The 13,045-nt window shown below is 59.3% G+C and carries 8 protein-coding genes; 1 reads left to right on the plus strand and 7 read right to left on the minus strand.

Annotated features, from left to right (window positions below; all coding sequences use genetic code 11):
- Positions 1–68 precede the first annotated feature (68 nt).
- On the plus strand, positions 69–1,307 hold the full coding sequence (locus HMPREF1153_RS06875) for an aspartate aminotransferase family protein (RefSeq protein WP_232208239.1): 1,239 nt from the start codon (positions 69–71) through the stop codon (positions 1,305–1,307).
- Positions 1,308–1,380: 73 nt separating this feature from the next.
- Here HMPREF1153_RS06875 and rpoC read toward each other — a convergent pair whose 3' ends face one another.
- The 7 genes from rpoC to nth all read right to left on the minus strand — a co-directional run bounded on the left by rpoC (position 1,381) and on the right by nth (position 13,042).
- Complete coding sequence (gene rpoC / locus HMPREF1153_RS06880) at positions 1,381–5,436, minus strand: DNA-directed RNA polymerase subunit beta' (protein ID WP_232208240.1); 4,056 nt, start codon at positions 5,434–5,436, stop codon at positions 1,381–1,383.
- A gap of 44 nt (positions 5,437–5,480) precedes the next feature.
- Positions 5,481–9,218 (minus strand): DNA-directed RNA polymerase subunit beta, encoded by a 3,738-nt coding sequence (rpoB, locus tag HMPREF1153_RS06885; RefSeq protein ID WP_009646256.1) that lies wholly within the window; start codon positions 9,216–9,218, stop codon positions 5,481–5,483.
- Between the two features lie 329 nt (positions 9,219–9,547).
- A complete protein-coding gene (locus HMPREF1153_RS06890) occupies positions 9,548–9,985 on the minus strand; it encodes a UPF0158 family protein (RefSeq protein ID WP_232208234.1) in 438 nt (145 codons plus the stop codon).
- Between the two features lie 15 nt (positions 9,986–10,000).
- Positions 10,001–10,888: a prephenate dehydrogenase gene (locus HMPREF1153_RS06895; protein ID WP_009646179.1), complete on the minus strand. Its 888-nt coding sequence runs from the start codon at positions 10,886–10,888 to the stop codon at positions 10,001–10,003.
- Positions 10,885–11,898, minus strand: a complete 1,014-nt coding sequence (gene aroF, locus HMPREF1153_RS06900) for a 3-deoxy-7-phosphoheptulonate synthase (protein WP_009646182.1) — start codon at positions 11,896–11,898, stop codon at positions 10,885–10,887. Before aroF ends, HMPREF1153_RS06895 begins: the two co-directional genes overlap by 4 nt.
- A gap of 19 nt (positions 11,899–11,917) precedes the next feature.
- Positions 11,918–12,391, minus strand: a complete 474-nt coding sequence (locus HMPREF1153_RS06905; protein WP_009646197.1) for an N-acetyltransferase — start codon at positions 12,389–12,391, stop codon at positions 11,918–11,920.
- 21 nt (positions 12,392–12,412) lie between these two features.
- Positions 12,413–13,042, minus strand: coding sequence for an endonuclease III (nth, locus tag HMPREF1153_RS06910; protein ID WP_006190877.1), 630 nt, complete (start codon positions 13,040–13,042; stop codon positions 12,413–12,415).
- Positions 13,043–13,045 lie beyond the last annotated feature (3 nt).

The following is a 13,045-nucleotide window of genomic DNA, read 5'->3' on the forward strand; positions in this document are numbered from 1 at the left end:
AAGGAGGTCATTATTTGAAAGAATACATCGGTGCCGAAGCCATCCTCGAAAAGAAGAAGAAGTACATCATGCCCTGTCTCGGCCACTTCTACCGTGAGCCGCGCCAAATCGTGCGCGGCTCCATGCAGTACCTCTTCGACAGCGAGGGCAGGAAGTATCTCGACTGTTTCGCGGGTGTTTCCGTCATCAACTGCGGCCACTGCAATCCCGAGATTACGGAGAAGGTCACAAAGCAGGTCGAAACATTGCAGCATGTCTGCAACATCTACTTGACGGAGAACTTCGTGAACCTCGCCGAAAAACTCGCCGAGATCACGCCCGGCGACCTGCAGAAGAGCTTCTTCTGCTCGACGGGCACGGAAGCGACGGAGGGCGCTGCGCTGCTCGCGACCATTCACACGGGAAGCAGCGAGTTCATCGCACTCCGAAACGGTCTGCACGGGCGCACAAAGCTCACGATGAGCCTTACGGGCATCGGCATGTGGCGCACCGATCCGAACCCTGTCGGCGGCATCCAGTTTGCACCGAACCCCTACTGCTACCGCTGTCCGCTCGGCAAGACGCATCCAGAATGCGACCTTGCCTGCGCCGATGAGGTCGAGACGATCATCCGGACGGCGACGAGCGGCAGGCCCGCCGCCTTCATCGCCGAAAGCATCCAGGGCAACGCCGGCATCATCGTGCCACCTAAAGGATACTTCCAGCGCGTCAAAGAAATCATCTCGTCCTACGGCGGTCTCTTCATCGCGGACGAGGTACAGACGGGATTTGCTCGCACGGGCAGGATGTTCGCCATCGAGCACGCGGGCGTCGTGCCCGACATCATGTGCGTCGCCAAGGCGCTCGGCAACGGACAGCCCATCTCCGCCTTCATCGCGAGTGCCAAGGTCGCTGACAGCTACACGAAGCCCGGCGCCTCAACCTTGGGAGGCAACCCCGTTTCGAGTACGGCAGGACTCGCCGTCCTCAACTACATCGAGGAGCATCACCTCGCCGAAAATGCCGAAGCGCGCGGCAAACAATTGCGCAAGGGACTCGCCGAAATTCAGAAGCGCCACCCGATCATCGGCGACATCCGCGGCCTCGGCCTTATGACGGGCGCAGAATTCGTCCACAGCGACAAGCGCCCCGCCCCTGAAGAGCTGGACACAGTGCTCGAAGAGCTCAAAGATCGCGGCTTCATCGTCGGCAAGAACGGCGTCGCCAGAAACGTCATGGCGTTCCAGCCGCCGCTCATCATCACGGAAGAGAATATCAACGACGTGCTCAATGCCCTTGAGCACGTGTTGGTGAAGTTCAAGTTGTAGAAACAGCAGTCTTCCACATAAAAAATCCCGCGAGTGCCAAAACTCGCGGGATTTTTTTACAGGAAAATCGCTCTCAAGCGCTGATATTTTCTTCTGTCGCTTTGTCTTCCTTCTCTTCGACAGCTTCTTCCGCATTGAGCGTCGGCTCTTCCGTCAACGTTTCCTCGGACTCAGCCGCCATTTCCTCGCCGTCGCCTTCGGGCGGCTCAGGCGCGGGCGGGTTCGGATCGACAACCGCGATGTTGCGGTAGCGTCCCATGCCCGTTCCGGCAGGAATCAGCTTGCCGATGATGACATTTTCCTTCAGACCGATCAGAGGATCGACCTTGCCCTTGATGGCAGCGTCCGTGAGAACGCGCGTCGTTTCTTGGAAAGAGGCTGCCGACAGGAAGGAATCCGTCGCGAGCGACGCCTTCGTGATGCCGAGGAGAATCGGCTTCGCGACGGCAGGCTCGCCGTCGGCCTCGATGGCGACGGCATTCGCCGCTTCAAAGGAGTTGATGTCGACGTATTCGCCGGGCAGGAAACTCGTCGTGCCCGCCTCCTCGATCTTCACCTTGTGCAGCATCTGACGCACCATGACCTCGATGTGCTTGTCGTTGATCTCAACGCCCTGCGACTTGTAGACCTTCTGCACCTCATAGACAAGGTAGCGCTGCGTGTCGCGCAGACCGCAGACGCGCAGGATGTCGTGCGGATTGATCGATCCTTCCGTCAGACGGTCGCCCGGCATGAGATGGTCGCCGTCGTGCAGGGCGAGGCGTGCACCGTAGGGAATCGCGTACTCGCGCGATTCGCCCGATTCGGGAACGATCAGGAGCTTTCTCATGCCCTTGCCCGTATCCGTGATCTCAACCGTTCCTTCGATCTCAGCAATGATCGCATGGTGCTTGGGCTTTCTCGCTTCAAACAGTTCTTCAACGCGCGGCAGACCCTGCGTGATGTCCTCACCCGCAACGCCGCCCGTATGGAACGTGCGCATCGTGAGCTGTGTGCCCGGCTCGCCGATGGACTGCGCGGCAATCGTTCCGACCGCCTCGCCGACCTCGACCTCCGTCTGGTTCGCGAGATCGCGTCCGTAGCATTTGACGCAGACGCCGAACTGCGATTTGCATGTCAAGACGCTGCGGATGGACACGCGCTCGCGCACCGCCGCAATCTTCTTGGCAAGCGCCTCGTCGATCGCATCGTTGAGCGAAGCGACCTTCTCGCCCGTCTCGGGATTGAAGATGTCCTCTGCCAGCACGCGGCCTGTGATGCGATCCTCCAACGACTCAATGATGCCGTTGCCTTCCTTGATGGCTTCGACCTCGATGCCGCGCACATTGTTGTTGCGCACCTTGAGCTCCTTGGCATCGCTCGCAAGGATGGCTTCGATCTGCTCTTCAGTCAAATCGACGGCGGCGGGAACGATCTCCGTGCCTTCGCTGTCTGTGACGGCATAGCGCGTTTCCTTGCCGAGCATTTCGTGAATCATAGCGTGCTTGATTTCCGCACGGCGCGCCTCGTCCGGCTCGCCAAGGGCAATCTTCTCCGAGACCATCGTGCTGCTGATGATGGCTTCGGATGTCAGGGAAGAGCCGCGCAGGACGATCTCATGCACATCTTCCTCGGCAAGAAGTTCCAAATCGCCTTCCGTCAGCACCGTGTCCTTCGGCAGCAGCAGTTCATCCGTCGCAGGGCTCATGATGTCCGCTGCCGTCAGGCGGCCGACGAGCTGCTCATCGAGGATCTCGATGGCGTCTGCCGCCGACTCCGCGAGGCGTGCTCGCTCACGCAGCAAGTTGATGCTCTCCACATCGCAGTCGTCCTCGCGCACGATGACGTCCTGTGCGACATCGACGAGACGGCGCGTGAGGTAGCCCGAGTCCGCCGTACGAAGAGCCGTATCGGCAAGACCCTTTCTCGCGCCGTGCGAGGAGATGAAGTAGTCGGAAACCGTAAGACCCTCGCGGAAGTTCGCCGTGATCGGCAGGTCGATGATCTTGCCCGACGGGTCGGCCATGAGGCCGCGCATGCCGGCGAGCTGACGCATCTGCTGCTTGTTGCCACGCGCGCCCGAATCCGCCATCATGAAGATGGGGTTGAAGGCATCCATGTTGTCCATCATGGCGTCCGTCACATCGTCCGTCGCCTGCGTCCAAAGCGCGATGACCTTGTTGTAGCGCTCTTCGTCCGTGATCAAACCACGGCTGAACTGGCGCTCGATGCCGTTGACCTGTTTCTTCGTCGCCGCGAGGATGTCCTGCTTCTTCTCGGGCACGATGATGTCGGAAATCGCGACCGTCATGCCCGCAAGGCACGCATAGTGATAGCCGAGGTTCTTGACGTCGTCAATGACGACGGCCGTACGTGCTGCTCCGAAGTGGTCGAAGCAGTTTGCCACGAGCTTGCCGAGCTGCTTCTTGTCCATACGGATGCCGAGGCACCACTGCCCCGTCTCTTCATCCTTGTGGTAATAGCGAAGCTCCTGCGGCAGGATCTCGTTGAAGATCATGCGCCCGAGCGAAGTCTTGACAAGGCCGTATCCCTCGATGCGCGCCTGGATCTCCGCCTGCAGCGCAAGCTCCTGATGCTGATACATCAAAAGCGCTTCCTCGATGCCCGTGACGATCTTGCCTTCGCCTAGGGCGCCAGGACGCAGGATCGTCAGATAGTAGGAGCCGAGCACCATGTCCTGCGTCGGCACAATGATCGGTCTGCCGTCCTTCGGCGCAAGGATGTGGTTCGCGGCGAGCATGAGGATGCGCGCCTCTGCCTGCGCCTCTGCCGACAGCGGCAGATGAATCGCCATCTGATCGCCGTCGAAGTCGGCATTGTACGCCGTGCACGCGAGCGGATGGAGCTTCAGTGCACGGCCTTCCGTCAGCACAGGCTCAAACGCTTGGATGCCGAGACGATGCAGCGTCGGGGCACGGTTCAGGAGGACAGGATGCTCCTTGATGACCTCTTCGAGCATATCCCAGACCTCTGGGCGTGCGCGCTCAACCATGTGTTTGGCGCTCTTGATGTTCTGTGCGAGAGCGGAACTCACGAGCCGCTTCATGACGAAAGGCTTGAAGAGTTCGAGCGCCATCTCCTTCGGCAAACCGCACTGGTGGAGCTTTAGCTCAGGGCCGACGACAATAACGGAGCGTCCCGAGTAGTCGACGCGCTTGCCGAGAAGGTTCTGACGGAAGCGTCCCTGTTTGCCCTTGAGCATGTCGGAAAGCGACTTCAGCGGGCGGTTGCCCGGTCCCGTGACGGGGCGGCCGCGGCGGCCATTGTCGATCAAGGCGTCGACGGCTTCCTGCAGCATGCGCTTCTCGTTGCGCACGATGATGTCCGGCGCACCGAGATCGAGGAGACGCTTCAATCGGTTGTTGCGGTTGATGACGCGGCGGTAGAGATCGTTCAAATCACTCGTCGCAAAGCGTCCGCCGTCGAGCTGCACCATGGGGCGAAGCTCAGGTGGAATGACGGGAACGGCGTCGAGCACCATCCATGAGGGCTGATTGCCCGACTTGCGGAATGCCTCGACGACTTCCAGGCGGCGGATCGCGCGAATCTTACGCTGTCCGCTGACCTCGCGCAAGTCTTTCCTGAGCTCCTCGTTCATCTTATCGAGATCGAGCTCCACGAGAAGCTCCTTCACGGCCTCAGCACCCATGCCGACGCGGAAGGCGCTACCATATTTGGCGCGGTTATCGCGGTATTCGCTCTCCGTCAAGAGCTGCTTCTTGATGAGCGGCGTATCGCCTGGGTCAAGGACGATGTAGGAAGCGAAGTAGAGAACCTTTTCCAACGCGCGCGGGGAAATGTCCAAGATGAGTCCCATGCGGCTCGGTATGCCCTTGAAGTACCAGATATGGGAAACAGGAGCAGCAAGCTCAATGTGGCCCATGCGCTCGCGACGCACTTTGGCGCGCGTCACCTCGACGCCGCAGCGGTCGCAGACGACGCCCTTGAAGCGAATCCTCTTGTACTTGCCGCAGTGGCATTCCCAATCGTGCGTCGGTCCGAAGATGCGCTCGCAGAAGAGCCCGTCGCGCTCGGGTTTCAGCGTGCGGTAGTTGATCGTCTCCGGCTTCTTGACCTCACCATAGGACCACTCGCGGATCTTGTCCGGCGATGCCAGACCGATGCGCATCGAGTCAAATTCGTTTACATCCAACAACGAGGGTTCACTCCCTTCTACTTATCCGAGAAATCGTCATCGCTCATCACATCGTCCGCGATGTCATCCATCTCCCCCATAGTCTCGAAACTGCTGAAATCGGCAATGATCTCATCGCCGTTCAACTCCTCGGAGGATTCTTCCTCGGTTTCTTCACCCGCTTCAGCGTCCGCAGGCGGCTGTTCCTTATCTTTCTGCGCAGCGACTCCCGCGACGTCGAGGTCGAGTTCGTGCGCCGTCGCATTGATATCGTCGTCATCGTCGTGGATGACGATCTCCTGTGCGTCTTCCGTGAGTACCTTGATGTCAAGGCCAATGCTCTGCAGTTCCTTGATGAGCACCTTGAACGATTCGGGCACGCCAGGTTCCGGGATATTCTCGCCCTTGACGATGGCCTCGTACGTCTTGACGCGGCCAACGACATCGTCGGATTTCACCGTGAGGATTTCCTGCAGGGTGTACGCCGCGCCGTAGGCCTCAAGCGCCCAGACCTCCATCTCACCGAAGCGCTGGCCACCGAACTGCGCCTTGCCGCCCAGTGGCTGCTGCGTGACGAGCGAGTACGGCCCCGTCGAACGCGCATGAATCTTGTCGTCGACGAGATGATGGAGCTTGAGCATGTAAACGCAGCCAACCGTCACACGATTTTCAAACGGCTCTCCCGTGCGTCCGTCGTAGAGGATTGTCTTGCCATCCTCGGGCAGTCCTGCGGCGCGAATCGTGCCGAACACTTCGGCATCACCCGCGCCGTCGAAGACAGGCGTCGCGATGTGGATGCCCGCGACGTCCGGCTTCGGCACGCCATGCGTCTCGACATCGTAGCCGATCGAGCGCAGGCGCTCGCCCACCGTCGGGTCACCCGCCTTGATCTGCATGCCGAGGGCGCGCACCGCCATGCCCAGATGCGTTTCCAGGATCTGTCCGATGTTCATGCGCGAAGGCACGCCCAACGGGTTGAGCACGATATCGACCGGCGTGCCGTCCGGCAGGAATGGCATGTCCTCCTGACGCATGATGCGCGAGACGACGCCCTTGTTGCCGTGACGGCCGGACATCTTGTCACCGACCGAGATCTTGCGCTTCTGCGCGATGTAGACGCGCACGAGATGATTGACGCCCGGCGGCAGCTCGTCGTTGTTCTCACGGCTGAACGACTTGACGTCGACGATCTTTCCCGCTTCGCCGTGCGGCACGCGAAGCGATGTGTCGCGCACCTCGCGCGCCTTTTCGCCGAATATGGCCCGCAGCAGGCGTTCTTCCGCCGTCAGCTCCGTCTCGCCCTTCGGCGTGACCTTGCCGACGAGGATGTCGCCCGGCAGCACGTCGGCGCCGATGGAAATGACGCCGTTTTCATCGAGATCCTTCAGTGCATCGCCCGAAACGTTCGGGATGTCGCGCGTGATCTCTTCCGAACCGAGCTTCGTATCGCGCGCATCGCATTCGTATTCCTCGATGTGGATGGATGTGTAGAGGTCGCGCTTTACAAGGTTCTCCGAAAGGAGTATGGCATCCTCGTAGTTGTAACCTTCCCACGGCATATAGGCAACGATGATATTGTAACCGAGCGCAAGCTCGCCGTGATCCGTCGCAGGACCGTCGGCGATCGGCTGCTTCTCGAAGACCTCCTCGCCCTTATGGACAATCGGCACCTGGTTGATGCATGTGCCCTGGTTCGAGCGCTGGTACTTCTGAAGTTTGTAAATGTCGAGATCGCCCTCGTGCGTGCGCACCTGAATCTGATCGGCCGTGACCTTCTCGATGACGCCCGCACGCTTCGCGAGAATCATGACGCCCGAGTCGCACGCCGCCTTGTACTCCATGCCCGTGCCGACGAGAGGCGCCTGCGTGCGCAGAAGCGGCACGGCCTGACGCTGCATGTTCGCTCCCATTAAGGCGCGGTTCGCATCGTCGTTTTCGAGGAACGGAATCATCGCCGTGGCGATGGAGACGACCTGCTTCGGTGAAACGTCCATGTAGTCGACGCGATCGCGCGCCACGAGAACCGTCTCCTCATTGTAACGCGCCGTGACGCGCTCGTTGACAAACCAGCCGTTTTCGTCGAGCGGTTCGTTCGCCTGCGCGATGACGATCTTGTTCTCCTCGTCTGCCGTCAGGTAGCGCACATCGTCCGTCACGCGGTGCGCCGCCTTGTCCACCTTGCGGTACGGCGTCTCCATGAAGCCGAACTGGTTGACGCGCGCGTAGTTCGACAGCGAACCAATGAGGCCAATGTTCGGACCTTCCGGCGTCTCGATCGGGCACATGCGTCCATAGTGGGAGTTGTGGACGTCTCGCACCTCGAAGCCTGCGCGCTCGCGCGAGAGACCGCCGGGGCCGAGCGCTGAGAGGCGGCGCTTGTGCGTAAGTTCCGACAGCGGATTGTGCTGATCCATGAACTGCGAGAGCTGAGACGAGCCAAAGAACTCCTTGATTGCCGCGACGACAGGACGAATGTTGATGAGCGCCTGCGGCGTGATGACGTCGACATCCTGGATCGTCATGCGTTCCTTGACCACGCGCTCCATGCGCGAAAGGCCGATGCGGAACTGGTTCTGCAAAAGTTCGCCGACGGAGCGCACGCGGCGATTGCCCAGATGATCGATGTCGTCCGTCGTACCGACGCCGTCCATGAGGTTCAGCAGATAGTTGATGGACGCCATGATGTCGTTGCACGTGATCGTGCGATGATTGTAAGGAAGCGTGCGCGAGCACAAAACCTTCATGCTCTTGCCGTCGCCCGTCTGCGTGCGCGCAAAAAAGACGGCGGGCTTATCCTCGCCGAAAAGCGCATCCTCCTGCTCCGCTGTGATGTTTTCAAGCATCGCCTCGTCGACGGCGACGTCAGCCGGCACGACGACCTCGCCCGTATCCTTGTCCACGATGGGCTGCGCGAGCACCCTGCCGAGAATGCGGCGCTTCCAGCCCAGCTTCTTCGTCAGCTTGTAGCGACCGACCATCGCGAGATCGTAGCGCTTGGGATCGAAGAAAAGGCTGTCGAGGAGCTGCTGCGCATTGTCGACCGTCGGCGGCTCGCCGGGGCGCAGACGCTTGTAGATCTCGACGAGAGCCTCCTCCTTGGAGCTTGCGCCGTCGCGCTCCAACGTTGCCTGGATGCGCTCATCGTAGTTGAACAGCTCGGCGATCGCACTGTTGGAGCTGTAGCCGAGCGCACGCACAAGGATGGTCACGGGCAGTTTCCTCGTGCGGTCGATGCGTACGGAAATGACGTCGTTCGCATCCGTTTCCAGCTCAATCCACGCGCCGCGGTTCGGAATGATCGTCGCGTTATAGAGCTTCTTGCCCGTGGTGTCGATCGTCTCACCGTAGTAAGCGCCCGGTGAACGCACGAGCTGGCTGACGATGACACGCTCCGCGCCGTTGATGATGAAGGTTCCTGTATCAGTCATGAGCGGGAAATCACCCATGAACACTTCCTGTTCCTTGATTTCGCCCGTCTCGCGATTGATCAGGCGCACGTTGACGCGCAGCGGCGCTGCGAGCGTAACGTCCCTCTCCTTGCACTCATCAAGCTCGTACTTCGGCTCGCCGAGCGAGAAGTCTTCAAAGGACAGCACAAGATTTCCAGTAAAATCTTGAATCGGTGAAATATCCTGGAAGATCTCCCGCAGGCCCTCCTTCAAGAACCATTCGTAGGAGTTCCTCTGAATATCCAAAAGATGCGGCATATCCATGACTTCCTTGATCCTTGCATAGGTATACCTGTTTCTCTTGCCCACCGGCACAGGACTAAACATTAAATCCCTCACCCCTTAGCCAAATATCGGTCTATAACCAAAAGCACGCAAAAAAGACAACGAAGGACAGGAAAGCCAAAAAAAGACAAGGCATAAAACTGTCGCTTGATACCTTGTCCGCTCTCTCCCATCTTGCTCGCTATCATTCGGGAAGCGCTGATAAATGCAGCGATTCCTTTACGTTTATTCAGTTCTCATGCGTCCAACAATGCGTTAAACGCGCAAATGCGCATAGTTGGAATAACATACACGCTGTAATAAGTGATTCTAGCATGGGATTATCCAATATTCAATGGGTCTTTTCTCCCTTAAGAAAATTTTTCACAGATTTATTCACGATAGGCGATCGCATTCTCCTCGCACCAATCACGCGCAAGCGCGAGAAGACTCGACGAAAGATGTGCCTGCCAGGCCGCCGCCAAGGAAAGGCTCTGCACCGCACGTCGAAAGCGCAGCCGAGCAGAAGCGCCGCGCAGGGTTTCCTCAAGGGCAGCACGCGCCTCCTGCGGCGCCTTTTCTGCAAAAGTCTGCATGATGGAGCGAATCTCTGCATTGTAGATGTCGGGCAGCGGCACATAGCGCTGCCAATCTTCCTCAATGGAAAGCAGCCGCTCCATGCGTTCTTCCTCCCGAGACGCCGCTTCGGTTCGCGCGTCGGATTCGTCTTCTCCCATCAAGATGATGCGCCCGTCACGCGTATCGGCATAGCCCTGCAATACATCTGTCTTTTCCAGTGCAGCGGCCAGCTCCTGCAAAGAGATTTCCAACAATGTCCCTCCCCGTCATACGAGATCGTACATCTTTTCCGTGCGGTCGAGGATGGCGTCACGCCGCTCCTTGCTCGCGGCAAAGTAGCGATGCACGGCTTCACGATCGCCCGCTTCGATGGAAGCGATGACCGTTCCGAGGATCGCCTGCAGATCGCGCAAGTGACCCGTGATTGCCTCTCGGTTCGTCATGCAGATATCCGCCCACATATCGGCGTTCGAAGATGCGATGCGTGTCGTATCCTTGAAGCCGCCACCTGCGAGCTTCAGGCACGATTCCATGTCGCCTTCGCTCTGGTTGAGGAGCGTCACAAGTGCCGCTGCCGTCACATGCGGCACATGGCTGATGATTGAAGCGCAGCGATCATGCTTTTGTATATCGAGGCGCAGGAAGTTCGCCTCCGTATGCGAAAGCACCGACATCAATTTCTCGTGCGCCTCGGGCGGCGCTCCCGTATCCTCGACGATGACGTAAGCCTTGTGCCGGAAGAGGTCGGCGGACGCCGCCTCGACGCCGCTCTTCTCGCGCCCCGTCATCGGATGGCCCGCGATGTAGTGGACGCCCGCGGGCAGAATGCCCTGGATGTGCTGCCAAAGATATGCCTTCGTGCTTCCCGCATCCGTCAAGATCGCGCCTTTCTTGAGATACGGCACGATTCGTTCCAGCATCGGCGTCATCTGCAGCACGGGCGTCGCCAGAAACACGATGTCAGCACCCTCGACGACTTCGCGAACGTCGGGCGACGCCATGTCGACAGCGCCGCGCTTTACGGCAAGATCCATGGACTTCTGCGTGCGGCAGAGTCCCGTGATGAAGATGTCCGCTCCGAGCTTCTCCTTTAAGCAAAGTCCCAAAGAGCCGCCGATGAGTCCGACGCCGATGATAGCCAGTTTCATCTTCATGCCTCGCGCCCCATGAAGCGTGCAATGTCACGCACCTCTTCCATCGTCTTCTGGAAATTCTCGGGCGTCAGGGACTGGTCGCCGTCCGAAAGCGCGACTTCAGGATGCGGATGAACCTCGATGATGAGACCGTCCGCACCGGCTGCGATTGCCGCACGCGCCATCGCGGGCACCATCTGCCAACGCCCTGTGCCGTGGCTCGGGTCGACGATGATCGGCAGGTGCGAGATCTCCTTGATGGCAGCGACGGCGCTCAGATCGAGCGTATTGCGCGTATACGTCTCGTAAGTGCGTATGCCGCGCTCGCAGAATACGACGTTGTCGTTACCGCCGGCCATGATGTACTCCGCCGCGTTGAGCCACTCGCTGATGGTCGCGGAAAGGCCGCGCTTCAAGAGTACAGGCGTATGCACCTTGCCGACTTCTTTGAGCAGCTGGAAGTTCTGCATGTTGCGCGCACCGATCTGGATCATGTCGGCATACTTCGTGATCAGTTCGACGTCGTTGATGTTCACGATCTCCGTCACGACCTTGAGCCCCGTCTTGTCCGCCGCCTCGCGCAGCATCTTCAGCCCCTCTTCCGCCAGTCCTTGGAAATCATAGGGAGAAGTGCGCGGCTTGAAGGCGCCGCCGCGCAGGAACTTGGCGCCGTACTTCTTCACGCACTCGGCCGCTTCCATGAGCTGCCCCATGCTCTCGACAGCGCACGGTCCCGCCATGACCGTCAAGTGCCCCGCGCCGATCTTCACACCCCCGACGTCGATGACGGTGTCTTCGGGCTTGAACTCGCGGCTTACAAGTTTGTACTTCTCCGTGATGCGCACCGTCTTTTCCACCCCGTCGAGAGAATTCATCTGCAGTCCTGCAATGATCTTTTTGTCACCGATCACGCCGACGATCGTGCGTTCATCGCCTTCCGAAAGATGGTACTTGAGACCGGCTCGCGTGATTTTCTGCTCCACTTTCTCAAGGTTTTCCTTTGTCGACGTCGGACTCATTACAATGATCATGACACAACCTCCTGCAAAATCAATGACTGTTCGTGTCCGCAGCCTCCCGCACCATGGCGATCTCGTCACAGTTCGGAAACTTCGGACAGTCGATGCATTCCTTCCAGACCTTCTGCGGCAGCTCCTCCTTGGCAACGATATGGAAACCGAGCGTCTTGAAGAAGCCCGGCTTGTACGTCAATGTGAAGAATCGCCGCACGCCGAGTGCACGCCCTTCCTCCATGAGCCGATGCACGATTTCTGATCCGATGCCGCAGCGTGCAAGCGCAGGGTCGACCGCCATCGTGCGAACCTCTGCGAGACCGTCCCACATCATATGCAGGCCGCCGACGCCAACGATCTTGCCCTCGTCATCTTCGGCAACGATCATATCGCGCAGCGTCTCGTAGAGGGTATTGCGCGAACGTGCGAGCATCGCGCCGTCCGCTGCATAGTCGTTCACGAGATGAAAGATGCTCTCCACATCAGCGAACACGGCCTTTCTGTACTTCAAAATCTTTCCCCCATTCGCTGCTCACTCACGGCTTGGGCAGACATCCGCGAGCGGACACTCGCCGCAGAGCGGGCGATTCGCCTTGCATACGCGCCTGCCGTGGTAGATGAGCCAGTGGTGCGCCGCACTCCACTTTTCGCGCGGAATCACCTTCATCAGCCCCTTCTCCACCGCAAGCGGCGTCTCGCCCACAGCGAGCTTCAAGCGGTTCGCTATGCGAAAAACGTGCGTATCGACGGCGATGGCGGGGCGGCCGAAAGCGACGCTCGTCACGACATTCGCCGTCTTCCTGCCGACGCCCGGCAATTTGAGAAGCGTATCGTAGTCGGACGGCACCTCGCCGCCGAACTCCTCGACGAGCGTGCGGCACGTCGCCATGATATTCTTCGCCTTATTGCGGAAAAGTCCGCAGTCCTTTATTTCCTCTTCAAGCCCCGAAATCCCCAAGGCGACGATGGCCGCAGGCGTCGCCGCCTTCTTGAAGAGCCGTGCCGTCGTGATGTTCACGCGCTTATCCGTGCACTGTGCCGACAGGATGACGGCGATCAGCAGCTCGAAAGGATTGCTGAAATGCAGCTCAGGCTTGGCGCCGCGGTACGTCTCTTCGAGGATTTCCAGCTGCTTTTCGCGTATCTTCTTCGTGACTCGCATCGC

Source organism: Selenomonas sp. CM52, assembly GCF_000292955.1.
In the GTDB taxonomy this organism is placed as follows: domain Bacteria; phylum Bacillota; class Negativicutes; order Selenomonadales; family Selenomonadaceae; genus Selenomonas.

Excerpts from the sequence above, each read along its gene's own strand:
- aroF (WP_009646182.1), bottom strand. The coding sequence starts at position 11,898 with ATGATCATTGTAATGAGTCCGACGTCGACAAAGGAAAACCTTGAGAAA.
- rpoB (WP_009646256.1), bottom strand. The coding sequence starts at position 9,218 with ATGTTTAGTCCTGTGCCGGTGGGCAAGAGAAACAGGTATACCTATGCA.
- nth (WP_006190877.1), bottom strand. The coding sequence starts at position 13,042 with ATGCGAGTCACGAAGAAGATACGCGAAAAGCAGCTGGAAATCCTCGAA.
- HMPREF1153_RS06895 (WP_009646179.1), bottom strand. The coding sequence starts at position 10,888 with ATGAAGATGAAACTGGCTATCATCGGCGTCGGACTCATCGGCGGCTCT.
- HMPREF1153_RS06875 (WP_232208239.1), top strand. The coding sequence starts at position 69 with ATGCCCTGTCTCGGCCACTTCTACCGTGAGCCGCGCCAAATCGTGCGC.
- rpoC (WP_232208240.1), bottom strand. The coding sequence starts at position 5,436 with ATGCGCATCGGTCTGGCATCGCCGGACAAGATCCGCGAGTGGTCCTAT.